Raw genomic sequence first — 22806 nt, 5'->3', positions numbered from 1 at the left:
TGACGTCAACGGATCGACCGTGATTACTTCACTGCAAACCTTTGCAGGATCATCGGGAGGCCACCGAATGTCATCCAGAGCCGGCGGGCGGGTCCGGTACGCAGTCGTGGGCACCGGCGCGCGGGCCGAGATGTTCGTGCGCGCCCTGGTGCTCGACCATCCCGACACCACCGAGCTGGTCGCCTTCGCCGACACCAACAAGGCCCGGATGGACGCGCACAACCGCTGGCTGGCCGAGCTGGGCCACCGTCGCGTGCCCGCGTACCAGGCCGGGGACTTCGCGGCCATGCTGGACTCCGAACGCGTCGACGTCGTCCTGGTCACCAGCGTGGACGTCACCCACGACGAGTACGTGGTGGCCGCGCTGCGGGCCGGCCGGGACGTGGTCACCGAGAAGCCGATGACAGTGGACGCTCCCCGCTGCCGGCGCATCCTCGACGCGGTGGCCGAGACCGGCGGCCGGGTGACAGTGGCCTTCAACTACCGCTACAACCCGTTGCACGAACAGGTCCGGCGGCTGCTCGCCGACGGCGCGATCGGTGAGATCGGCTCGGTGCACTTCGAGTGGCTGCTCGACGTACGCCACGGCGCCGACTACTTCCGCCGCTGGCACCGCGACAAGGCCACCTCCGGCGGGCTCATGGTGCACAAGGCCAGCCACCACTTCGACCTGGTCAACTGGTGGCTGGCCGCCACCCCGGTCGAGGTGTACGCCGCCGGTCGGCTCTTCTTCTACGGCGACGGTGGCCGCCGGCACGGCTACGCCCGCGACTACGAACGCGCACACGGCTCCCCCGCCGCCGTCGACGACCCGTTCGCGTTGCGACTCGACGCGCACCCCCGGCTGCGCGAGTTGTACCTCGACGCCGAGGCCGAGGACGGCTACCAGCGCGACCGCAACGTCTTCGCCCCGGGCGTGAGCATCGAGGACGACATGGCGGTGCTCGCCCGCTACTCCACAGGCGCCACGATGACCTACCACCTCACCGCGTACGCGCCCTGGGAGGGCTACCGGGTGATGGTCAACGGCAGTCGGGGCCGCCTCGAACTGGAGGTCACCGAGAACGACTTCGTCGACCGGGGCACCGCCGGAGCGGTCAAGGGCGTAGCCCTGCACGGCGCCGAGGCACCGGCCGAGGGCGGTGGCGCGACACTCACGCTGCGCCCGTTCTGGGAGCCACCACGGCAGATCCCCGTCGAGGGCCGTACCCGGCACGGCCACGGCGGCGCGGACGCCCGGATGACAGACGTGCTCCTGGGCGGCCGACCCGACCCGTTGGACCGCGCCGCGACCGCCGACGACGGCGCGTTGGCCCTGCTCACCGGCCTGGCCGCCAACCGGTCCTTCGAGACCGGCCAACCGGTCCGGGTCGCCGACCTGCTCACCCTCCCCTGACCACTGACGAGGAGCCCCGCCCCGTGCCGACGTCCGACCACACCGACCTGCTCCTGCCGTCCGAGCCCGGCCACCGCGCGCTGGCCCGGGAGCTGTACGCCCTCGCGGCGGAGCAACCGATCATCTCGCCGCACGGGCACGTCGACCCGGCCCTGCTGGCCGAGGACCAGCCCTTTCCCGATCCGGCGCGGCTGCTCATCGTGCCTGACCACTACCTGACCAGGATGCTGCTCAGCCAGGGCGTACCCCCGGCCGACCTGGGTGTGCCCACCCGCGACGGCAGCCCGACCGAGACCGACGGCCTGGTGATCTGGCGACGGTTCGCCGCGCACTGGCACCTGTTCCGGGGCACCCCGTCGCGGCTGTGGCTGGACAGGACGTTCCGCACCGTGTTCGGCGTACGAACCCCCTTCGGCCCGGCCACCGCCGACGACGTCTACGACGAGATCGCGGCCCGGCTCGCCGAGCCGGACTTCCGGCCCCGGGCACTGTTCGAACGGTTCAACATCGAGGTCCTCGCGACCACCGAGTCACCACTGGACGACCTCGGGCAGCACGCCAAACTCGCCGCCGACGGCTGGGGCGGACCGGGTGGCCGCGTCGTCACCACCTTCCGCCCGGACGACGTGGTGGACATGGAGTTCGAGGGCTGGACGACGAACGTGCGGCGCCTCGGCGAGCTGGCCGGCGAGGACACCGGCACGTACACCGGCTACCTGGCCGCGCTGCGCGCCCGCCGGGCCGCGTTCATCGCCGCCGGGGCGACCTCGTCGGACCACGGGCATCCCACCGCGCGCACCCTCGACCTGACCCCGGCCGAGGCCGCACGCCTGTACGAGCGGGGCCTGCGCGGCGAGGCCGACGCGGCCGGCGCCGAGGCGTTCCGGGCGCACATGCTCATGGAGTTCGCCCGCATGTCGCTCGACGACGGCCTCGTCATGCAACTGCACCCCGGTGCGGTGCGCAACCACAACCGCCTGCTGCACGCGCGGCACGGCCGCGACGTGGGCGGCGACGTCCCGCAGGCCACCGAGTACGTGCACGCGCTCGCACCCCTGCTCGCCCGCCACGGCAACGATCCCCGGCTGCGGCTGGTGCTGTACACCCTCGACGAGGACACCTTCTCCCGTGAACTGGCCCCCCTGGCGGGCGGTTACGCGGCGGTGCTGCTCGGGGCGCCCTGGTGGTTCCTGGACTCCCCCGAGGTGCTGCGCCGGTTCCGGGAGACGGTCACCGAGACCGCGGGCTTCTACAACACGACCGGGTTCGTCGACGACACCCGGGCGTTCTGCTCCATCCCGGTCCGCCACGACGTGGCCCGCCGGGTGGACGCCGGCTTCCTGGCCCGGCTCGTCGCCGAGCACCGGCTGCCGATGGACGAGGCCGCCGAGACCATCGTCGACCTGGCGTACCGGCTGCCCAAGCGGGTCTTCAACTTCGGAGGCGACAACAAGTGACCACGACCATCACGTCCGTCGACGTGCACGACGTGCGGTTCCCGACCGCCGCCCGGGGTGACGGCTCCGACGCCATCAACCGGGGTGACTACTCGGCGACGTACGTCGAGCTGGGCACCGACGCCGGGCCGGTCGGCGCCGGGTTCACCTTCACCAACGGCCGGGGCAACGAGATCACCTGCGCGGCGGTGCGCGCGCTGGCCCACCACGTACGGGGACGCACGATCGAGGAGATCGCGGCCGAACCTGTGGCGTTCTGGCGGTCGCTCAGCGCCGACGTGCAGTTGCGCTGGCTGGGCCCGGAGAAGGGCGTCATCCACATGGCGACCGGCGCTCTGGTCAACGCGGTGTGGGACCTGCGGGCCACAGTGGCCGGCAAGCCGATGTGGCGGTTCCTCGCCGAGCTGCCCACCGACGAGCTCGTCGCCAGCGTCGACTTCCACCACATCACCGACGCGCTCACAGCCGACGAGGCGGCGGGCATCCTCGACAAGGGACGCGACGGGCTGACCGACCGGCTGGCCACGCTGGAGCGCGACGGCTTCCCGTCGTACACCACCTCGGTCGGCTGGCTCGGCTACCCGGACGACAAGGTGCGGGCGCTGACCCGGCAGGCGTACGACGACGGCTGGCGGGCGATGAAGATGAAGGTCGGCGGCCCGCTCGCCGACGACAGGCGCCGGGCTCGGATCATCAGGTCCGAGATCGGCCCGGACGCGCTGCTGATGATGGACGCCAACCAGGTCTGGGACGTCGACGAGGCGATCACCGCGATGACTGCCCTCGCGGAGGTCGACCCGTACTGGATCGAGGAGCCGACGCACGCCGACGACATCCTGGGCCACGCCCGGATCGCCCGCGCGGTCACCGAGCTGACCGGCGGCCGGTGCCGGGTGGCCACCGGCGAGGTCGCCGCCAACCGGGTGATCTTCAAGCAGTTGCTCCAGGCCGAGGCGATCGGCGTGATGCAGGTCGACGCGTGCCGGGTCGGCGGCGTCGACGAGGTACTCGCCGAGCTGCTGCTCGCGGCCAAGTTCGGGGTGCCGGTCTGCCCGCACGCCGGCGGGGTCGGGCTCTGCGAGTACGTCCAGCACCTGGCCATCTTCGACTACCTGCGGGTGGGCGCCAGCCTGGACGGACGGATGATCGAGTACGTCGACCACCTGCACGAGCACTTCGTCGACCCGGTGCGTACCCGCGGTGGCAGGTACCTGCTGCCGGAGCGGCCCGGCTACAGCGCCACCATGAAGCAGGCGTCGGTCGCCGAGTTCCGCTTCCCGGACGGTCCGGCGTGGCGGTGACCGTCGGCGCCTCCCGGCTCGGCCTGGGTGTGCTGCGCCAACTGCCCGTCGAGGCCCGTCCGCTGATCCGGCCGGGCACCGTGCCGTCCGGCGTCGTCCACCTGGGGTTGGGCGCGTTCCACCGCGCGCACCAGGCCGTCTACACCGAGGCGGCGATGGGTGCGGTCGGCGGCGACTGGGGCATCGTGGCGGTCGCCCCGCGCAGCACCGCGCTGGTGGAGGCTCTTGCCGGGCAGGACAACCTGTTCAGCGTCAGCACCCTCTCGGCGGCCGGCAGCACGACGCGGGTGGTCGGCGCGCTGAGCGGCGTACGCCACGCGGCCAGCGACCCGGACGCGGTGGTGGCGCTGCTCGCCGACCCGGCGGTGCGGGTGGTGACGCTCACCGTCACCGAGAAGGCGTACCAGCTCGACCCGGTAACCGGCCATCTGTCCCCGGATCCGGCGCTCGCCGCGGACCTGGCTGGTGGCCGCCCGCCGACCACCGTGCCGGGGCTGCTGCTGCGTGGGCTGGCCGCCAGGGCCGCCGCGGACGCCGGACCGCTGGCCCTGGTGAGCTGCGACAACCTGCCCGCCAACGGTCGCCGGCTGCGGGGTCTGGTGGACCAGGCGGTCGGCCGCGCGGCAGGTGTGCCCGCCGGGCTGCTCGACTGGGTCGCCGGCAACGTCACCTGCCCGGGGACCATGGTGGACCGCATCGTGCCGGCCAGCACCCCCGGCACCATCGACGCGGCCCGCCGGGCGCTGGGTGTGACCGACCTGGCGGCGGTGGCCGCCGAGCCGTACGCGCAGTGGGTCATCGAGGACGACTTCCCGGGCGGACGGCCGGGTTGGGAGCACGCCGGAGCGGTCCTCACCGACGACGCCGGCCCGTGGGAGCGGTTGAAGCTGCGCGGCCTCAACGGGGTGCACTCGGCCGTGGCGTACCTGGGGGCCCTGGCCGGCCGGGAGACCATCGCCGACGCCCTGGAGATCCCGCACCTGACCGACGTGCTGCGCCGCCTGATCGCCGAGGACGTCGCGCCCAGTTTCACGCCGCCCGACGGGGTGCGGGTGGTCGACTACGGCGAGCAGGCCCTCGCCCGGTTCGGCAACCCGGCGATCCACCACCGCACCCTTCAGGTCGCGATGGACGGCTCGCAGAAGTTGCCGCAGCGGGTCCTGCACACCATCGCCGACCTGCGCGCGGCCGGCCGGTCCGCGCGCTGGGGCGCGCTTGTCGTGGCTGCCTGGTTGCGCTTCGCGCTGGGGTACGCCGACGACGGCCGGCCGCTGCCCTTCCAGGACCCTCTCGCCGGGCCGATCCGGGCCGCACTGGACGCCGGCGCGCAGAGCCCGGCCGGCGCGGTGGACGCGGTGTTCGCGCTGCGCGAGGTCATCCCGGCCGAGGTGGCCGGCGACGACGAGGTACGCGCCGAGGTGACCGCCTGGCTGACCGCCCTGGCACGCCACGGCGTCGAGGCCACCCTGGCCGGTGTCAGGTGAACGGGCAGCTCCCGCCGGTCGGTGCCCGGTGAGCGGGGCGCCGACGCGGGTGGCGGTGATCGGGGCGAACGGGCACGGCCGGTGGCACCGACGCGTGATCGCGCCGTTGCACGCCGGCGGCCTGTTGCGTCTGGTCGCGCTCGTCGACGTCGAGCCGGTGCAGGACGACCCGGAGGCGCCACTGCCGCCCGGGGTCCAGGTGTTCACCGACCATCGGGCGATGCTCGCCGCCACCCGGCCGCAGGTGGCGGTCATCTGCACCCCGCCGCACACGCACCTGCCGATCGCCCGCGACGCCCTCGCCGCCGGCGCGGACCTGCTGCTGGAGAAACCGCCGGTGCTGTCCCTGGCCGAGCACGACGAGCTGACCTGGGCGTTGACCACCGCCGGTCGGGTGGCCCAGGTCGGTTTCCAGGCGCTGGGTTCGGCGGCGCTGACCGCGTTGACCGACGCGCTTGCCGCCGGCCGTCTCGGCACGGTCACCGGGATCGCCACAGTCGCCGCCTGGCAGCGCCCGGACGCCTACTACGCCCGTTCCGCCTGGGCCGGCCGGCGCACCCTGAACGGGCGGCCGGTGCTGGACGGCGCACTGGCCAACCCGTTGGCGCACGCGGTGATGCAGTGCCTCGCCGTCGCCGAGTCGCTCGGTGGGGCGCCGCCCTGGCCGGTCGCGATCGAGGTGGAGCGCTACCGGGTCCGACCCATCGAGGTGGAGGACACCGCGGTGCTGCGGGTCCGGTTCCGCGCCGGCCCTGCGGTGCTCGCCGCGGTCACCCTTGCCGCCGAGGAGTTCGTGGCAGGTGAGGTGGTGGTGACCGGCACCGGGGGGCGGGCGGTGCTGGAGTACCCGACCGATCGGCTGCGGCTGCCCGGGGACGTGGTGACCCGCCGGGTCCCCGGCCGGCAGGGCCTGCTGGAGAACCTGCTCGCGCACCGGGCCGATCCGCTCGGGGTGCCGCTCATCGCGCCGCTGGCCCGTACCGCCCCGTTCACCGCGCTGCTTGACGCGTTGCGGGCCGCGCCGGAGCCACGACTGCTCGACGGCGACCTGGTCGTCGGTGTGGGCGACGGCGGCGACCGGGTCCGCCACCTGCGGGGCGTCGTGGACGTGCTGCGCCGGTCCGCCGAGCAGGGGGCGCTGCCCAGCGAACTGGGTGTGCCGTGGGCGGTGCCCGCGTACCGCGCCGAACTGACCGACAGCGGCCCGAACCGCCACCATTGACCGGCCGGTCCCCTTCGGCCGGCCGTACCGGGTGCGCGACGGTTCGCTGGACGCGTCGTGGTCGGCCCGATCGCGGCCGCCGACCGGCTGGCGATGTGAACAGCCGACCTGTCGTGCCGGGGCCGCCGACACGGTGATGATCGGCTATAAGTGACGCATGGACTTCCCGCCGCACCTGGGCAGCATGCCGATGCACGCGATCACGGAGATCCACGGTGAGCCGGGTCTGCTGGAACGCTTCCGGCTGGAGATCCAGCAGTTCGACGCCGGCGCCCGCGCGAGGCTCACCGCCGCGCTGGACCTCGCGGCCGACCTGCACCGGGACGACCGCCGGGTGCGCGAGCCGTACCTGAACCACCTGCTGCGGGTGGCCATCCGGTTGATGCACCACTACCAGGTGCGCGACGTGGACGTGATCGTCGCCGGTCTGCTGCACGACTCGGTCGAGGACCATCCGACCGAGCTGGCCGACGGCGAGGCGGGCACCGACCAGACCGAGGCCGCGTTGAACGCGCTCGCCGCGCGGTTCGGGCCGCGGGTGGCCGCGCTGGTCGCCGCCGTCACCAACCCGGCGTACGACCCGGAGCGTGACCGGAACACCCAGTACCGGGAGCACCTCGCGGTCAGCCTGGAGCGGGAGCCGTGGGCACGGGTGATCAAGGTGTCGGACTTCACCGACAACGGCGTCGGGGTGATCCACACGGTCGGGCCGCAGGTGGTCTCCTCGGCTCGCAAGTACCGGCCGCTGGTGCCGCTGTTCCGCGATCTGATCGGCCGGCCGGACACCCCGCTGTCGCTGGCGGTGAAGCGGCACATCTTCGGCCAGCTCGACTTGGCCGAGGAGCGGTTCAGCGCGATCCTGGATCAGCCCGCCCCGAACTGACGCCCCGCCACTCCGCCCCGCCGTACCTGCCCCGCGCGGTCAGCCGTTCAGCTCGGCCCGGTCCCGGGACCGGGCTCCTCTGAAAGCGGTATTCCTCACAGTCATATTCATACCGCAGAGTCATACGCTTCCCGGCGCCACAGGCGACCGGGTCGACCGCGCGAAGCGCGCCGTCGCTCCTCGACCACCGTCACGGCAGCGGTGACAACGGACGGTCAGCCCATGGCGCGAGGGGCGTCGCGCAGGACGACGCGCAGGGGGTGCGGGGCGGTGGCGGCGAGGTCGTCGAGCACGGCGAGCAGCAGGGTGTACTGATCGGCGGGCTCGTCGGCGAGGAGCTGACCGGCGTCGGTGACCAGCAGGGTGAGCGGCCCGGCGTCCAGCCGGTCCCGGAGCACGTCGGCGAGGGCGTCCCAGGTGCTCCCCAGGTGGGCCGGCAGCGCCAGCGCCTCGGCCAGCGCGGCGAACAGCGCCCGCCGGGTCCGGGCCGCCGCCCCGACCAGCACCGTCGCGCCGGTCAGGTTCTCGTCCTCGTCGACCATCATGTACCTCCCGGACCGGCCGGCCGCCGCTCGCTCAGAGCCTGTAGAAGTCGGTGTAGTGGTTGGGCGAGAACCAGGTGACCCCGGTGCTGCGGTTCACCACGATCCGGTACGCGTCGCGGGCCGCGCCCTGGGTGCGCGGGTAGACGTCGTACTCGTAGTAGGTGGCGTTGGTGGGCAGTTGTCCCTCGTAGTTGTAGAACCGGCCGCCGGCGAAGTTGGACAGCCCTCCGCTCCAGGAATACCAGCCCCGACTGGTCGGGAAGCCCTTGGCGGACCATCCCGAGCGGGCGGTACGGGCGTCCGCGCAGCGGCTGACGGTGCACGAGCTGTAGACCGCCGCCGAGGCGGAGTCGGTCAGCCGGGGCGCCACCACGGACGGGCCGACCAGCGCGGCGGCGACCATGGCGAGGAGCAGGGCGACGGTGGTGGTACGCCGGCGGATCGCGCCGAGCGTGGCCAGCGGGGACACGGGGGTGGACACAGGTTGCCTCCAGACCATCCAATCCATCGATCCGCGTGACTGTCGGATCGGACCCAGTCTCACCGTTGGCGGTCGACGGCGACACCCCTTCGCGGCACAACGCCTCCACAATGCTCGGTGAACCCCGGATGATCCGCCCTCGCGGCCCGTCCCACCGGCAGGAGCACGAGCATTCCGACACTCACCCACAGGTACGCGTTCGCGCCGACGAAACCCACAGGCCCGGCCCAGCCGCTGCTGAACATCCAGACCAGCCCGCTGCACAGCACCACGTACGCGGCAGCGACGCCACCCAGCCGCCAACGCGCCGCCCGGTCCACCGGCGGCCAGGGCAGCGTCGACGCGACGAGTACCACCAGTCCCGGCACCAGCCACACCAGGTGATGCACCCAGGTGATCGGGCTGAGCAGGCACGCGGCGACACCTGTCAACGCGAAACCGGCAGGCTCGTCGCCCAGCCGCACGGCCCGGCGCACCCGCACCACCCACACCGCCAACACGGCGACTGCCAGCACCAGCCACAGTCGCCGGTCCGGGTGCGCCGGGTCGAGCCGGGCCACCAGGCCGAGCAGCGACTGGTTCGCCACGTTCTCCAACCGCCCGATCCGGTCGGTGTCCCACAGCGTCTGGGTGAAGAACGTCCGGCTGGCCCGCGGGGCGAGCACCACCGCGAGGACTGTGGCGCCGACGGCGCTGGCCACGGCCGTACCCGCCGCCCGCCACCTCCCGGTGACCAGCAGGTACCCGACGAAGACCGCCGGGGTGAGCTTCACCGCCGTTGCCAGCCCGGTGCCGACACCTGCCAGCCGACTGCCTCGCTCCAGCAGCCACAGGTCCACATAGACGAGCGCCACCAGCAGCAGGTTGACCTGCCCGAAGCCCACGGTGTCCCGAACCGGGTTCAGCCCCGCGAGCAGGCAGCACGTCAACGCGAGCGTGTACCAGCGGCTCCAGCCGTGTCGCCGCGCCAACGGGTCCACCAGCAGGTGCAGCAGGAACGCGACGGCCAGCACGGTGAGCAGCAGGTGCGCCACGATCGTCGGATACCAGGCCAGCGCCGCCATCGGTGACATGCTGACCGCGGCGAACGGCGGATAGGTGAAGCCGTACCCGTTGTGGGTGGTCCAGGCGTACAGGTCGCCGCCGCTCACCCAGTGCCCGACCGCACCGTGGTAGACCCCGACGTCGAACCAGCCCCGACGCCCGGGGAGCATCGCGATCACCACCGCCAGCACGGTGACCAAGCCGACCACGGTCGCCACCCGCCGCCCGGTCCGCAGTCCGCTCACCAGGTCACCAACAGCCCCAGCATCATCGCCTCATTGTGCGCGCCGACGACCGGTTGCAGGGGACGAGAAGGTCACGCGGGCGACCCCGCCGTGCGGCGTGGCGGCGGGCATATGGGTCACCTGTTGTTAGCGTGACGTGCGGATCCGTGACCATGGAGGGGTGCCATGACGGACGCCCCCGATGGGAGGCCGAGACCCACGGACCAGTGGCGGCAGCGCGGCGTACGCGGGCTCGCCGTCGTCCGCGACGTGAGCGTCCGTGGGTGGCGGTGGTGGGCGCGAAGCTGGGACCGGCTGGTCGCGGCCCTCCAGGACGAGGCTCCCGTGGGGTCCGGGGCCGACCCGTCGCCGTCCGGGCCCCTCGTCGAACAACGCGACGCGCCCCGGCTGATCACCGTCCCGGCCCGAGGCTACGTGTACTCGTTCCACGTCCGCGCCACGTTCGCCTGGTCGTCGCCCGCGAGCCTGCGCTCCGAGGTGCTGAGCTGGTACGTGCAGTACTTCCAGCCCCACGCGATCCAACGGCTGACCCGGCTCGCCGCCGACGCCGCCCGGGACCTGCCGCCACACCGGGCGGGCGACCTGGAGGTGGCGTTGCAGCAGGCTCTCGCCGAGGATCCGGAGTGGACCTACCGGCGGGGCGAGATCACCGTCACCTGCCGGCCCGACGCCGCCGTCCGACTCGACGACCGCATCATGCCGGCGCTCCAGCCGCACGTCGACCGGATGGTGAAGCTGGAGTACCAGTTCGACGAGCAGATGCGCAGAGCCCGGTACGCCGAGGAGTTGAGCCGACGATGGGTCGCCCTCCTCGGCGACGACGCCGACGATCAGGAGGTGGCCGACGCCCGCAACCACCTGCTCAGCACCCAACGCGAAGCCGCACGGTGGATCACCGAACTGCTCCACAGCCACAACGAACACCCAGACCCGGTGAACGCCCCGCCCCAACGCCGCCCCACCGCTTCCTGATTCGCCACTTCCATCCGGGGAACGGGACCTGCGTGCGTTCCTCCGCGCCCGGGTTGGATCAGCGCGGACATGTCGGCCGATCGATGGAAAGAGCACGAAGGAAGGAACACGAACGACGTACGGGATGAGATCGTGGCTGCACGGCGTCTGCCGCGCCGTCCCCATCGGACAGTCGTCGCGCCGAGGCGTCGTCCGGTCGGGCCCCGGTCAACGGTTGGAGGACATGTCACATGGCGCACATCGATCTCGGGGTCGACGAGAAGCAGTTCCCCGGCATCACCGGTCCGATGATGTACCGTCCGGAGACCGCGAAGCCGCTCAACGAGCTGGCCGAGGTGCTGTTGCGTTCCCCGAACTCGCTTCCGGCAGGTGAGCGGGAGCTGATCGCGGCGTACGTGTCCGGGCGTAACGAGTGCACGTTCTGCTGCGCGTCGCACTCGGCGTTCGCGGCGGCGCAGCTCGACGAGGGCATGGACCTCGTCGACCAGGTACGCGCGGACCTTGACAGCGCTCCGATCTCAGCCAAGCTGCGGGCGCTGCTGCGCATCGCGGGCGCGGTCCAGGTCAGCGGCCGGAACGTCACTGCCGAGCTGGTCGAGAGCGCCCGCACCCAGGGTGCCACCGACGTGGAGATTCACGACACGGTTCTGATCGCCGCCGCGTTCTGCATGTTCAACAGGTACGTCGACGGTCTGGGGACCTTCGCGCCGACCGGTCACGACGCGTACGCCGAGACGACCCGCCGGATCATCGAGGTCGGTTACGGGGCGGCGGCGCGACCTCCGGCAGCCTGAGCACGGTCGAGGGTGACCGCTGTCCCTTCCCTCTGCGACTGTCGATGGAGATGCCTGGCCAGGCCCATCTGCCGTGCAGTCGGAGGGACCGATGGATCACTCACGCAGTCTGCTGGACGCCGCTGAGCGGCTTCACACCGACATGGTCGACCGGCTGGGCACGCTCGTCGCACGCGAGTCGGCACCTGGCTCGTTGCCCCATCTGGAGTCCTGTGCCGACCTGCTCGCCCGCTGGGGGCAGGAGGTGCTCGGCCGGCCGGCCCGTCGGGTCGTGGTGGACGGGCTGCCACACCTGCTGTGGCCGGCCGTCGACCAGCGGGTGCTGCTGCTCGGCCATTTCGACACCGTGTTCCCGGTCGGGACGATCGGGTCCCGGCCGTTCACCGTCAGTAGGGATGTGGCGACCGGGCCGGGCGTGTGTGACATGAAGGCCGGCATCGTGCAGATGTTCACGGCGCTGCGCCTGGTCGGCGACACCTCGACTGTCGGTGTGCTGCTCACCTGCGACGAGGAGTCCGGGTCCGTCACGTCACGGCCGCTTATCGAACGGGAGGCGCGGCGTTCGGGTGCGGTTCTCGTCCTGGAGGCGGCCACCCCTGACGGGCACGTGAAGGTCGCCCGCAAGGGTGGCTCGGTCTACCGCCTGATCGTCTCCGGTCGCGCCGCGCACGCCGGTGTGGAACCGCAGCGCGGGGTCAACGCCACAGTCGAGGTCGCTCATCAGGTGCTCTCGCTGGGCGCGCTCGGCGCGGCGGACAGCGGTGGCACCTCGGTCACCCCGACGCTGCTCTGCTCCGGCACGACGACGAACACGGTGCCCGAGCGCGCCAGCCTGGCGGTGGACGTGCGGGCCTGGACCACCGACGAGCTCGAACGCGTCGACAACGCCATCCGTGAGCTGGTGCCGTTCCTGCCCGAGGCGACGCTCGACGTGCAGGGCGGGATCAACCGCTATCCGATGTCCGCGGAGCTGTCGCGGCCGCTGCTGGAACTGGCCCAGTCGATCGCCGGCCAGCTCGGCATCCCGGGCCTCGTCGGCGCGTACGCCGCCGGCGCGTCCGACGGCAACTTCACCGCCGCGTTGGGCGTACCGACCCTGGACGGCCTGGGCGCGGTCGGCGGCGGAGCGCACTCCGCCGAGGAGTACGTCTGCCTGGACCGGATGCCCGAGCGGACCGCGCTGCTGGCCGGGCTCGTCGAGGCGCTGTCCACCATGGAGCGTTTCGGATCGCGACCCATCGACGAGATCCCGTAACGTGCTCACTGCCGGCGAACGACCGGCAGCGAGGGGTCATCGTCGGCATGACTACGGGACAGCGTTCGGGATCGTCCACTCCCCTGCTCGGTGTCGAGGAGGAGTTCCTCGTTGTCGACGCCGACCGGGGCGAGGTCGTGCCGCAGGCGGCGACTGTCGTGGACGGCGCCCGCCCGGCGCTCGGCGACCGGGTGGGTGGTGAGATCACCAAGCTCCAGGTGGAGACGCGCACCGACCCGTGCTTGAGTGTCGACGACCTCTCGGCGCAGCTCGCCGACGGTCGCGCCGCCGTGCAGCGCGCGGCCCGCTCGGCGGGCCTGCGGGTGATCGCCAGCGGCTCGCCGGTGCTCGGCTGTGCCGTGCCACCGCCGATCACGGAGGGCCCGCGCCAGGACCGGGGCACCGCCACCTTCCGGGGGCTGCACGACGAGGTGGCGATCTGCGCCGTGCACGTCCACGTGCAGGAGCCCGACCGGGATCGCGCCGTGCTGATCGGCAACCACCTGCGCGAGCACCTGCCGGTGTTCGTGGCCCTGACGGCCAACTCACCCTACTGGTCCGAACGCGACACGGGCTACGCGAGTTGGCGGACCGTCACGTGGGGGCGCTGGCCGGTGGCCGGCCCGCCGCCGTTCCTGCGGTCCGCGCGGGAGTACGACGACCACGTGGACATGCTGCTCGACGCGGGCGCGCTGGTCGACCACGGCACGATCTTCTGGGATCTACGCCTGTCCAGGACCCACCCCACGATCGAGGTACGGGTCGCCGACGTACCCCTGACGTCCGTCGAGTCGGCGGCGCTCGCCGCCCTGGTGCGCGCCCTGGTGGTCGTCGCCGGGGAGGCTGTCGACAGGGGCGACGAGGGGCCGGAGTTGAGCGCGGAGCTGATGCGGCTCGCGTACTGGCGGGCCGCCCGCGACGGGATGGGCGGCCACGGCGTGGACGTCGGGACCGGCCGGCTGCTGCCGGCGGCGGTCCTCGCCGATCGGCTTGTCGAGCGCGCCGGACCGGCGCTGGACGAGGCGGGCGACCGTGAGCGGGTGGAGGCCTGGCGCAAGGGGCTGACGGCGGACGGTGACGGCGCGACCCGTCAGCGGGCCGCCGCGGCACGGCGCGGACGACTGACCGACGTGGTCGACGACATCGCCGCCGGGACGGCGCCTGGTGTGCTGACGGGCGAAGAGAGCACGCGGGCGTAAGGACAGGCGGCCCGTTCTCCGCGATGCTGGAGGCGGCCGGGCGGCCCCGCCGTGGACCCGGCACACCCGATCAGGGAGGCCACAGGTGAACGACGCGGACCTGCTACCCACGGTCCCCATCCGGCACCGGCGACGGCCTCCGGGGGAGATGGTGCGCGAGGTGGAGGCGTTCGCCGACCGGATGGCGCAGCGCCGTTCGGTGCGGGACTTCGCCAGCGATCCGCTGCCCGACGGGGTGGTCGAGGCAGCGGTCCGGGCCGCGTCGACCGCGCCCAGCGGCGCCAACATCCAGCCGTGGCGGTTCGTCGTGCTCACCGACCCGGCCCGCAAGCGCCGGCTCCGCGAAGCCGCGGAGGCCGAGGAACGGGAGTTCTACGACCGCCGCGCGTCGAAGGAGTGGCTCGGTGCGATCGCCGGGCTCGGCACCGACTGGCGCAAGCCGTTCCTGGAGACCGCACCGGCGGTCATCGTCGTGTTCGAGGTGCACCAGGGCCCCAACAGCCCGAAGCCGTACTACGTCAAGGAGTCCGTCGGGATCGCGGTGGGCCTGCTGATCACCGCGCTGCACCACGCCGGCCTGGTCACGCTCACCCACACGCCCAGCCCGATGCGGTTCCTCAACGAGGTGTGTGAGCGGCCGCCGGAGGAGCGCCCCTACGTGGTGATGCCCGTCGGGTATCCCGCGCCGGACGCCCACGTCCCGGACCTGGCCCGCAAACCCCTCGACGAGGTCATGGTGCGCTGGTGAGGTCCGCGCCCAGGAACTCGACAAGCGGCTCGACGTGCCGGTCCGGGCGTCGCCACTCGGCCAGCAGGTCCTCCAGCAGGTGCTGCTCGGCGAGCAGCTCGGCGCCCCGGTAGCGCCTGATCACCGGATGGATGAAGGCGCTCTCCCGGGCCCGGTCGGGGGTCGGGTGCCGCTCGATGGCGAAGACGTCGCCGTAGTCGTCGCGGCCCCAGCGCAACGCCAGGGTGTACCACTGGGTCGCGTCCGCGAAGCGCTCCACGGCGTAGTCCTCAGGCAGGTCCTCGTAGTGGTGGAAGTCGCCCGTCGCGTCGTCGCGGACGAAGACGTCACACAGGTATTCGAACTGGGTCCACAGCGCCGACGACCAGTTGACGCGGTCCAGCATCAGCTTGGCAAGCGACGCGGCGTCGGCGGGCGTCGTCGTGTACGACAGCGGCACGTCGTCGTACCGCTCCCGCAGGATCCGGGTGAACGTGCGCAGGTTGTACCGGAAGCCGTCGATGAAGGGCGACGACGCGTGCTTGACGTCCCGGGCCTGGGCGATGGTGCCGGCGAAGTACAGGTCGTCGACGTTGCTGGACTGCCAGTCGGGGCGTAGCCCGGGCATCCGGCCGTCACGCACCATCTCGGGTCGGGCCGTCTCGTCGAACAGGCTCGTGTCCATCCGGAAACCGGTGCACCTCAGGACCGTGTGGTAGTCGAGTTCGGCGGTCTCACCCTGCGCGTGGGTGTACGTGATCGACACCCGGAACCGCCCGTCGACGGGTCGGATCTCGTCGATGGTGCAGTCCAGCACCGAGTGCAGGGTCTTGAACTGGTAGCTGTCGAGGATCGCGCCGTACTGGCCCCGCACGTCGCCCGGATGTTTGGTGTTCCATGCCAGGCGCAGGGGCTGCCGGCTGGCGAGGTGCACCATGGACGCCCTGCCGAGGATGGACGACGCGGTCTCGAAGGCGGAGTTGCCCTTGCCGATGATCAGCACACGCTGGTCCTCGTACGCGGCGGGGTCGACGACCATGTCCTCGTACCCGATGGCGTGTTCGATGCCCTTGATGGCCGGCACGAACGGCTTGCCCCAGCCGGTCGCGACGACGAGGCAACGCGCCCGCACCTCCCCCTGGTCGGTGCTCACCGTGAAACCGTCGTCGGTACGGGTGATCCGCTCGACTGTCGTGCCGAAGCGGATGTTGAGCTGGTGCACGCGTTGGAACTCGCCGAGGTAGCGGACCAGGTCGTCGGCGCCCGGCAGGTACTCCTTGCTGAATCGCGGGAACAACAGGTCCGGGTCGTCGTTGAGCAGCGAGTTCCAGTCCCAGCGCAGGCGGATCTCCGGGTCGTCGCTGTCGGTGTGGACCTTGTTGAGCGAGATGAGCCGGCGGTGTCGGGGGAACCGCCGGAAGAAGTCACCGGGCTGGTCGCCGCGCTCGAGGGTCAGGTAGTCGGCACCCTGCTGCTGGAGGTAGTAGCTCAGTTGGAGTCCGGCAGGTCCCGCGCCGACGATGACGTACCGGTGTTCGCTGCTGACCATCCTGCGGCCCTTCGACGGAGTGATGATCCATCGACCCTGGGATGCCAAGCGATCTATGTCAATCCCGTTCGTCACCGCGCGAGTGCGAGGAGAGACCGTCACGCCGGAAGGCCAACGCCCGGCGGGAGTCCCGGTCCGCCATTTACGGCTCGCGCATCCAGGTCTTCGGGTCGGTCACGAAGACGCCCTTGCCCTGCTGCCGCCGAATCACGCGCAGCGCCTCCAACCGGGCGTAGGCCATCTGCACAGTTCCGTGGCTGACGTCGTACCGCGCACGTAGTTCAGTGATTGAGGGCAGCTTCTCCCCCGGCTTGACCTTCTTCGACCTGACGTCGGCGATCACATCATCGGCGATGCGCCAGTAATCCGGCACTTCTCGCATGGCACTCCTCGCGTGGCAACCCGATTTGATCACACCGCGACGCACCTAACAAGCAGCGTTGACTTAGCTAGCATGTCTAGTTAAGTTGGAGCGGAGCCGGGCCTCGCGTGGCAACGAGTGCGGCTCATCCCCTCGGTCGGGGCGGGTGCGTGTGCCCGTCCCGACCCACCATCAGGACCTCGCGCTCCCGCCTGCCCCCAGAAAGGACCGTCGTGGCTCAGGTGTATCGAGGAAGCCAGCCCCACCTTGGCGGCTACCCGGCCCGGTTGACGCCGTACGAGGTGCGGACCCGCGAATTCGCCCCGCGTCGGCGCGGCGTCGACCCGGATGAGGTACGCGAGTTCCAGGCCCGCGTGGCCGACGAGCTGGGCACGCTGAACGAGGCGGTACGGCTGCTCAGCCGGGAGAACGACCGGCTCGGACGGGCGCTGCGGGACTGGCAGCGCATGCACGCGCGAGAGTGCCGGCCACCCGGCCACTGGTGACCGCGCCTCCGTGCCCCGGCGACCTGCTCGTCATCGACGGCCGGGCCTCGGTGCAGTTCGCCGGGGATCGCGCGCTGACGTTCCGCGTCGTCTGCGTGTCGGACCAGCCGACATACCAGGGCTGGGTCTGGTTGACCGGCTACGTACTCAACCGTCGCGGCGACGCGACAGCCAAGCGAGAGGTCTTCGTGCAACTCGCTGGACTCCGACCCGCCGTGCCCGTCACGCCGACTCAGGCAGGGCGCCGCCGCCCGGCCCGAGCCCGCCGTTGAGCGCTCACTCCTGGAGCCTCGGCAGAGGAGGTCACCGGCCAGGCCAGGGCGAGCATCGAAGTCGTAGCGCAACCAGACCCAGGCTGTCCCGCCCACCGACAGTGCGACGACGACCGCCAGCAGACCCCGGTTCCCACACTCGACGCCGCACGGGATGATGTGGTCGTTCCGACGTCACCGGGGCACCCAGACGGTCGCCGTGGCCGATCATTGCAGCGGCCGATGAACGGCGAGCGATCCGCTTGTGTCGGTTCCCACACTGCTCAGTTCCGTGCCATCGGGATCCGTCCCTCGGCTGGACGCCGAAACTGCTCGACGGTCCCGCCGCGTACGCCGAGGCTGCTGCGCGCTGCCTGGTAAAAGTCGTCGCGGGTCTCGTCGGCCTGCTGGACCATGGCTGCGAGGTTGTCCGGTGGATCCGGCAGACTCCGCGCCGCCTGCTCCAGGTTCCGTACGGCGCGCCGCCAGGTGGAGGCCGCTCGTACCGTGGCCGAGTCACCGAGCAGCAAGACCGCCTCCCAGGTCAGGGTATGGCGCACGTCCGCCTCGGCCAACCGGGCCAGCCCGTCCTCGCGGTCCAGGACGGGGGTACGGGAGCCGGGGCGGTGACCGCTCAACATCCCCAGGGAGAGCAGATGGATCTCCTTGACCGCTCGGGTGAAGTCGGCGTAGGCGTCCAGCCGCCGCTCGTCCCAGCGGACCGTCTGGCTACGCCGCCAGCGGCCACGCTCGGTAACCGTGGTGGCAACCATGGTGCCGATGGTGCCGACCAACACGCCCAGCAGGGCGGGCAACTGCGTCAGAACGCTCTCCATGTACTGAGCCTGTCACCTCGCCACCGCGTTGTTCTCGTCGTACTCGCCGGCGACGCACGATCAAGAGGGCGAAGCCGAGTCAGGTCGCCAGGGTGGCGTAGCGGCCGTTGCGGTTCAGCAGGCTGTCGTGGTCGCCGGATTCGACGATCCGGCCGTGGTCGAGCACCGCGATCTGGTCGGCGTCGCGGACTGTGGACAGCCGGTGGGCGATGGTGATCGTGGTACGCCCCTGCGCGAGTGCGCCGAAGGCCCGTTGCACGGCGCGTTCGGTCTCGGTGTCCAGCGCGCTGGTGGCCTCGTCGAGGACCAGGACGCGCGGGTCACGCAGCAGCGTACGGGCGATGGCCAGGCGTTGCTTCTCCCCGCCGGAGAACCGGTGGCCGCGCGAGCCGACGACCGTGTCGTACCCGTCGGGAAGCCCGGCGATGAGGTCGTGGATCTGGGCGGCGCGGGCCGCGTCCTCGATCTCGGCGTCGGTGGCGTCCGGGCGGGCGTAGCGCAGGTTCTCCCGTACCGTCGTGTGCAGCAGGTACGTCTCCTGGCTGACCACGCCGACGATGGAGGCCAGGTCGGCCAGGCGCAGGTCCCGCAGGTCGACGCCGTCGATGGTGACCCGGCCGGCGTTCGGGTCGTGCAGCCGGCTGATCAGCCCGGCGAGGGTGCTCTTGCCCGAGCCGGTCTCGCCGACCAGGGCGAGGCTGGTGCCGGCGGGGACGTCGAGGGTGATCCCGGCGAGCGCGGCGGTGTCGCTGCCCGGGTAGCCGAAGGTGACGTCCTCCAGTCGCAGGTGCCCTCGGACCCGGGTGGGGTCGACGCGGACCGGCTCGGCGGGGTCGGCCACGTCGACCGGCAGGTCGAGGTATTCGAAGATCCGGGCGAACAGCGCCAGCGACGCGGTGAGCGAGACGCCCACGTTGAGCAGGCCCATCAGCGGTCGGAACAGCCCACCCTGCAGGGCCGTGAAGGCGACAAGGGTGCCGATGCTCAGCGTGCCGGCGGCGCCGGGCAGGCCGGCGGCGAGGTAGATGACCGCGGGTACGGCGGCGAAGATGATGCTCATCGAGGCCATCCGCCAGCGGCCGGCCAGCTCGCTGCGCAACTCCAGGTCGACAAGGCGCTCCGACGAGACGGTGAACCGGTCGATGAGCGCGGGGCCGGTGCCGAGGGTCTTGGCGAGCTGTACGCCGCTTATCGACAGGCCCTCCTCGACTGTGACGTTGAGGTCGGCGAGTTCGCGCTGGCGCTGGGCGGTGATCTCGCGGCGCATCCGGGCGACCCGGCGGGTGAGCCAGATGGCCGGTGGGAGCACGACGAGGGAGACCAGGGAGAGCTGCCAGGACAGGGCGATCATGGCGACGGCGGTGGCGACAACTGTGGTGAGGTTGGCCGCGACGGCGGTGGCGGTGGAGGTGACGACCGACTGCATGCCGCCGATGTCGTTGGTGATCCGGGACTGCACCTCGCCGGTGCGGGTGCGGGTGAAGAAGCCGAGCGACTGGCGCTGGAGGTGGCTGAAGACGTCGGTGCGCAGCCGGTGCATGACCCGCTGCCCGACCTGGGTGGAGATCCAGGTCTGCACGACGCCGAGGGCGGAGGTCACCGCCGCGACGGCGACCATGCCGAGGACCAGCCAGACCAGCAGTGTCACGTCGCCCTGCGGAAGGGCAGTGTCGATCGTTTCTCGCAGCAGGAACGGACTGGCCATCGCGATGATCGAGGAGAGCACGATGATCGCGGTGACGGCCGCAAGCGCGGGTCGGTGGGGGGTGAACAGGCGGCCGATGCGGCGCAGGGACACCTGGCGGGCCTGCGCCTTCTCTTCGTCGCTGACGGCGCGGTGGCCGCGGTCGCGGCCCATGGGGGTGGGTTCCAAAGGGGCACTGCCTTTCGTGGGGACATGCTGAGGTTACCTCAACATGAGGGTACAACCGGATCGGCTGCTACCGTATTCCCGTGATCGGGGACACCGCCGACAGCGCGGACGACGAGAGCCTGGCGGAGACGTTCTGGGCCGTCGCGTCCCGTCTGCGCCGTCAGACGCGGGACTCGCTGGCGCCCTGGGACGTCACGCCCAGCCAGTCCCGGGCCCTCGGCGTGCTGGCCCGACACGGCGAGGTACGCCCCGGAACGCTCGCCGAGCACCTGCGCATCGCGCCCCGCTCGGCCACCGAGGTCATCGACGACCTCCAGGCCCGAGGGCTCGTCGAGCGTCGACCCGACCCGGCCGACCGGCGGGCGACCCTGGTCGCCCTCACCGAGGAGGGCGACCGGATCAGCACCGCCATCCGGGCCGCCCGCCGAGCCGAGGCCGACCGCTTCTTCGGCCACCTGCCCGACGCCGACCGCGCCGAACTGGCCCGCATCCTGCGCACCCTTCGCGCATAACCGCGCCACGCACGGGTAGCCAGCCGCCCCGTTCGTTCGCCGGACCCCCGCCACCACCAGCCGGGGAGACGCGACAGGAGGCGATCATGTCTGCCCTGAACCACCACCACCCCACCTGATGTGCGGGGTCAGCGGAGAGGCGCGGTTCGACGGCCGGCCACCCGACGCGGCGGCGGTCACCCGGATGACCGAGGCGATGCGCTCGCGCGGCCCGGACGACGAGGGGCTGTTCACCGACGGCTGGGTGACCCTCGGGCACCGCCGGCTCACCATCATCGACCTGTCCGACGCGGGCGGGCAGCCCATGGTCCGCGACGACCTGGGCCTGGCGCTGGTCTTCAACGGGTGCGTCTACAACTACCCGGAACTGCGCGAGGAGCTCCAGAACGCCGGCTACACCTTCGGATCCACCAGCGACACCGAGGTGATCCTGGTGGCGTACGCGCACTGGGGTGAGCGGTTCGTCGACCACCTGGTCGGCATGTTCGCGATCGGGCTCGTCGACCGGAACCGGCGGCGGCTCGTCCTGGCCCGCGACCGGCTCGGCATCAAACCGCTCTACCTAGCCGAGACTCCCGGGCGGCTGCGGTTCGCCTCCACCCTGCCCGCGCTGCTGCGTGCCGGCGACGTGGACACCGGCATCGACCCGGTGGCCCTGCACCACTACCTGTCCTGGCACTCCATCGTCCCCGCGCCGAGGACCGTGCTGCGCGGCGTCCGCAAGCTGCCGCCGGCCACCCTGCGGGTGATCGAGGCGGACGGGCGCAGCCGCGAGGAGGTGTACTGGCGGCCCGACTACGTCCGCGAGCCCGCCGACGCGGGGATGGACGCCGCCGAGTGGCGGGACGCCGTCGGGGACGCCCTGCGCACCTCGGTACGCCGACGGCTGGTCGCCGACGTGCCGGTGGGGGTGCTGCTCTCCGGCGGGCTGGACTCCAGCCTCATCGTGGCACTGCTCGCCGAGGCCGGCCAGGAGCACCTGCGCACCTTCAGCATCGGCTTCGACAGCCGGGGCGACGAGTCCGGCGACGAGTTCCACTACTCCGACCTGGTGGCCCGCGCGTACGACACCGACCACCACCGGATCCGGCTCGCCGACGACGACCTGGTGCCCGCCGTACGCCGTGCCGTGCTGGCGATGACCGAGCCGATGGGCAGCCACGACGTGGTCGCCTTCCACCTGCTGTCCGAGCAGGTGGCGCGGCACGTGAAGGTGGCCCAGTCGGGGCAGGGCGCCGACGAGGTGTTCGCCGGCTACGGCTACCACCAGCCGCTGGTCGAGGCGCCCCGGCACAGCGCCGCCGAGACGTTCGCCGCCGCGTTCTTCGACCGGGACCACGACGAGCTGCGCCGCATCGTCGGCCCGGCGTACGCGCTGGAGCACGACGCCAGCCGGGACCTGCTCACCGAGCACCTCGCCGCGCCCGGGGCGCAGACGGCACTGGACGCCGTGCTGCGCCTGGACACCCACCTGATGCTGCCCGACGACCCGGTCAAGAGGGTGGACAGCATGAGCATGGCGTGGGGCCTGGAGGTGCGCACCCCGTTCCTCGACCAGGACCTGGTGACCCTCGCGGCGCACTGCCCGCCGGAGCACAAGGTCGCCCAGGGCGGCAAGGGCGTCCTCAAGGAGGTCGCCCGGGAGGTCCTGCCGGCCGAGGTGATCGACCGGCCGAAGGGCTACTTCCCGGTGCCGGCGCTGCGCAACGTGGACGGTCCCGTCCGCGAGCTGGTCGCCGAGGCGTTGCAGGCGCCGGCGGCCCGCGAGCGCGGGCTGTTCCGCAGCGAGTACGTGGCGCGGCTGCTCGCCGAGCCGGACCGGGCCGAGGCGGCGGCCGGCAGCAACAAGTTGTGGCAGCTGGGTCTGCTGGAGCTGTGGCTCCAGACCCACGACATCCGCTGAGCCCCGGGAA

General features: G+C 71.9%; 22 protein-coding genes. 15 read left to right on the top strand and 7 right to left on the bottom strand.

Annotation, left to right across the window (positions count from 1 at the left end):
* The first annotated feature begins 67 nt into the window (after positions 1-67).
* The 6 genes from ACFY1S_RS17130 (at position 68) to ACFY1S_RS17105 (ending at position 7743) form a co-directional block, all read left to right on the top strand.
* A complete protein-coding gene (locus tag ACFY1S_RS17130; protein ID WP_387118576.1) occupies positions 68-1396 on the top strand; it encodes a Gfo/Idh/MocA family protein in 1329 nt (442 codons plus the stop codon).
* Between the two features lie 23 nt (positions 1397-1419).
* On the top strand, positions 1420-2853 hold the full coding sequence (gene uxaC / locus ACFY1S_RS17125) for a glucuronate isomerase (RefSeq protein WP_387118573.1): 1434 nt from the start codon (positions 1420-1422) through the stop codon (positions 2851-2853).
* Entirely contained in the window at positions 2850-4154 is a 1305-nt protein-coding gene (locus ACFY1S_RS17120) for an enolase C-terminal domain-like protein (protein WP_387118570.1), read from the top strand. The genes uxaC and ACFY1S_RS17120 overlap by 4 nt, the downstream gene beginning before the upstream one ends.
* A complete protein-coding gene (locus tag ACFY1S_RS17115) occupies positions 4145-5638 on the top strand; it encodes a mannitol dehydrogenase family protein (RefSeq protein ID WP_387118567.1) in 1494 nt (497 codons plus the stop codon). The genes ACFY1S_RS17120 and ACFY1S_RS17115 overlap by 10 nt, the downstream gene beginning before the upstream one ends.
* Before the next feature lie 28 nt (positions 5639-5666).
* Positions 5667-6860 carry a Gfo/Idh/MocA family protein gene (locus ACFY1S_RS17110; RefSeq protein ID WP_387118564.1) on the top strand — a complete coding sequence of 398 codons (1194 nt, stop codon included), beginning with the start codon at positions 5667-5669 and terminating at the stop codon, positions 6858-6860.
* A gap of 157 nt (positions 6861-7017) precedes the next feature.
* Positions 7018-7743 carry an HD domain-containing protein gene (locus ACFY1S_RS17105; RefSeq protein ID WP_387118561.1) on the top strand — a complete coding sequence of 242 codons (726 nt, stop codon included), beginning with the start codon at positions 7018-7020 and terminating at the stop codon, positions 7741-7743.
* Between the two features lie 215 nt (positions 7744-7958).
* On the opposite strand, the gene ACFY1S_RS17100 is transcribed toward ACFY1S_RS17105, so the two are convergent.
* From ACFY1S_RS17100 to ACFY1S_RS17090, 3 genes are read right to left on the bottom strand one after another with little or no spacing between them, the layout of a single operon-like run.
* Positions 7959-8288: a barstar family protein gene (locus ACFY1S_RS17100; protein WP_387118557.1), complete on the bottom strand. Its 330-nt coding sequence runs from the start codon at positions 8286-8288 to the stop codon at positions 7959-7961.
* A 31-nt stretch (positions 8289-8319) separates the two neighbouring features.
* On the bottom strand, positions 8320-8769 hold the full coding sequence (locus ACFY1S_RS17095) for a ribonuclease domain-containing protein (RefSeq protein WP_387118554.1): 450 nt from the start codon (positions 8767-8769) through the stop codon (positions 8320-8322).
* A 59-nt stretch (positions 8770-8828) separates the two neighbouring features.
* On the bottom strand, positions 8829-10058 hold the full coding sequence (locus tag ACFY1S_RS17090; protein WP_387118551.1) for a glycosyltransferase 87 family protein: 1230 nt from the start codon (positions 10056-10058) through the stop codon (positions 8829-8831).
* A 165-nt stretch (positions 10059-10223) separates the two neighbouring features.
* Between ACFY1S_RS17090 and ACFY1S_RS17085 the strand changes: the two genes are divergently transcribed.
* The 5 genes from ACFY1S_RS17085 to ACFY1S_RS17065 all read left to right on the top strand — a co-directional run bounded on the left by ACFY1S_RS17085 (position 10224) and on the right by ACFY1S_RS17065 (position 15026).
* Entirely contained in the window at positions 10224-11030 is an 807-nt protein-coding gene (locus ACFY1S_RS17085) for a hypothetical protein (protein WP_387118548.1), read from the top strand.
* A gap of 230 nt (positions 11031-11260) precedes the next feature.
* Entirely contained in the window at positions 11261-11824 is a 564-nt protein-coding gene (locus tag ACFY1S_RS17080; protein WP_387118546.1) for a carboxymuconolactone decarboxylase family protein, read from the top strand.
* A gap of 91 nt (positions 11825-11915) precedes the next feature.
* Entirely contained in the window at positions 11916-13079 is a 1164-nt protein-coding gene (locus ACFY1S_RS17075; RefSeq protein WP_387118543.1) for a M20 family metallopeptidase, read from the top strand.
* A 47-nt stretch (positions 13080-13126) separates the two neighbouring features.
* Positions 13127-14278: a glutamate--cysteine ligase gene (locus ACFY1S_RS17070; RefSeq protein WP_387118540.1), complete on the top strand. Its 1152-nt coding sequence runs from the start codon at positions 13127-13129 to the stop codon at positions 14276-14278.
* A gap of 148 nt (positions 14279-14426) precedes the next feature.
* Entirely contained in the window at positions 14427-15026 is a 600-nt protein-coding gene (locus ACFY1S_RS17065) for a nitroreductase family protein (protein WP_387119318.1), read from the top strand.
* On the opposite strand, the gene ACFY1S_RS17060 is transcribed toward ACFY1S_RS17065, so the two are convergent.
* Both ACFY1S_RS17060 and ACFY1S_RS17055 read right to left on the bottom strand, forming a co-directional pair.
* Positions 15010-16554 (bottom strand): NAD(P)-binding domain-containing protein, encoded by a 1545-nt coding sequence (locus tag ACFY1S_RS17060; RefSeq protein ID WP_387118537.1) that lies wholly within the window; start codon positions 16552-16554, stop codon positions 15010-15012. The two genes, ACFY1S_RS17065 and ACFY1S_RS17060, sit on opposite strands and share 17 nt — an antisense overlap.
* 142 nt (positions 16555-16696) lie before the next feature.
* On the bottom strand, positions 16697-16936 hold the full coding sequence (locus ACFY1S_RS17055) for a winged helix-turn-helix domain-containing protein (RefSeq protein ID WP_387118534.1): 240 nt from the start codon (positions 16934-16936) through the stop codon (positions 16697-16699).
* A gap of 212 nt (positions 16937-17148) precedes the next feature.
* On the opposite strand from ACFY1S_RS17055, the gene ACFY1S_RS17050 reads away from it, so the two are divergent.
* Positions 17149-17421, top strand: a complete 273-nt coding sequence (locus tag ACFY1S_RS17050) for a DivIVA domain-containing protein (protein ID WP_387118531.1) — start codon at positions 17149-17151, stop codon at positions 17419-17421.
* A complete protein-coding gene (locus ACFY1S_RS17045; RefSeq protein WP_387118528.1) occupies positions 17418-17693 on the top strand; it encodes a hypothetical protein in 276 nt (91 codons plus the stop codon). The genes ACFY1S_RS17050 and ACFY1S_RS17045 overlap by 4 nt, the downstream gene beginning before the upstream one ends.
* Positions 17694-17956: 263 nt before the next feature.
* Here ACFY1S_RS17045 and ACFY1S_RS17040 read toward each other — a convergent pair whose 3' ends face one another.
* Positions 17957-18508: a hypothetical protein gene (locus ACFY1S_RS17040; RefSeq protein WP_387118524.1), complete on the bottom strand. Its 552-nt coding sequence runs from the start codon at positions 18506-18508 to the stop codon at positions 17957-17959.
* A gap of 79 nt (positions 18509-18587) precedes the next feature.
* Positions 18588-20366, bottom strand: a complete 1779-nt coding sequence (locus tag ACFY1S_RS17035) for an ABC transporter ATP-binding protein (protein WP_387118521.1) — start codon at positions 20364-20366, stop codon at positions 18588-18590.
* Between the two features lie 95 nt (positions 20367-20461).
* Between ACFY1S_RS17035 and ACFY1S_RS17030 the strand changes: the two genes are divergently transcribed.
* Positions 20462-20893: a MarR family winged helix-turn-helix transcriptional regulator gene (locus tag ACFY1S_RS17030; RefSeq protein ID WP_364364406.1), complete on the top strand. Its 432-nt coding sequence runs from the start codon at positions 20462-20464 to the stop codon at positions 20891-20893.
* A gap of 118 nt (positions 20894-21011) precedes the next feature.
* Positions 21012-22796 (top strand): N-acetylglutaminylglutamine amidotransferase, encoded by a 1785-nt coding sequence (locus ACFY1S_RS17025; protein WP_387118518.1) that lies wholly within the window; start codon positions 21012-21014, stop codon positions 22794-22796.
* Positions 22797-22806 lie beyond the last annotated feature (10 nt).

The sequence above is a fragment of the Micromonospora sp. NPDC000663 genome (assembly GCF_042898105.1).
Taxonomy (GTDB): domain Bacteria; phylum Actinomycetota; class Actinomycetes; order Mycobacteriales; family Micromonosporaceae; genus Micromonospora.
This window is presented reverse-complemented; position numbering and strand designations above follow the sequence as displayed.

What these genes read in the sequence shown, in the direction of transcription:
- ACFY1S_RS17130 (WP_387118576.1), top strand. Translation starts at nt 68, where the DNA reads ATGTCATCCAGAGCCGGCGGGCGGGTCCGGTACGCAGTCGTGGGCACC.
- ACFY1S_RS17060 (WP_387118537.1), bottom strand. Translation starts at nt 16,554, where the DNA reads ATGGTCAGCAGCGAACACCGGTACGTCATCGTCGGCGCGGGACCTGCC.
- ACFY1S_RS17040 (WP_387118524.1), bottom strand. Translation starts at nt 18,508, where the DNA reads ATGGAGAGCGTTCTGACGCAGTTGCCCGCCCTGCTGGGCGTGTTGGTC.
- ACFY1S_RS17080 (WP_387118546.1), top strand. Translation starts at nt 11,261, where the DNA reads ATGGCGCACATCGATCTCGGGGTCGACGAGAAGCAGTTCCCCGGCATC.
- ACFY1S_RS17025 (WP_387118518.1), top strand. Translation starts at nt 21,012, where the DNA reads ATGTGCGGGGTCAGCGGAGAGGCGCGGTTCGACGGCCGGCCACCCGAC.
- ACFY1S_RS17035 (WP_387118521.1), bottom strand. Translation starts at nt 20,366, where the DNA reads ATGGGCCGCGACCGCGGCCACCGCGCCGTCAGCGACGAAGAGAAGGCG.
- ACFY1S_RS17100 (WP_387118557.1), bottom strand. Translation starts at nt 8,288, where the DNA reads ATGATGGTCGACGAGGACGAGAACCTGACCGGCGCGACGGTGCTGGTC.
- ACFY1S_RS17070 (WP_387118540.1), top strand. Translation starts at nt 13,127, where the DNA reads ATGACTACGGGACAGCGTTCGGGATCGTCCACTCCCCTGCTCGGTGTC.
- ACFY1S_RS17105 (WP_387118561.1), top strand. Translation starts at nt 7,018, where the DNA reads ATGGACTTCCCGCCGCACCTGGGCAGCATGCCGATGCACGCGATCACG.
- ACFY1S_RS17055 (WP_387118534.1), bottom strand. Translation starts at nt 16,936, where the DNA reads ATGCGAGAAGTGCCGGATTACTGGCGCATCGCCGATGATGTGATCGCC.
- ACFY1S_RS17085 (WP_387118548.1), top strand. Translation starts at nt 10,224, where the DNA reads ATGACGGACGCCCCCGATGGGAGGCCGAGACCCACGGACCAGTGGCGG.
- ACFY1S_RS17075 (WP_387118543.1), top strand. Translation starts at nt 11,916, where the DNA reads ATGGATCACTCACGCAGTCTGCTGGACGCCGCTGAGCGGCTTCACACC.
- ACFY1S_RS17065 (WP_387119318.1), top strand. Translation starts at nt 14,427, where the DNA reads ATGGTGCGCGAGGTGGAGGCGTTCGCCGACCGGATGGCGCAGCGCCGT.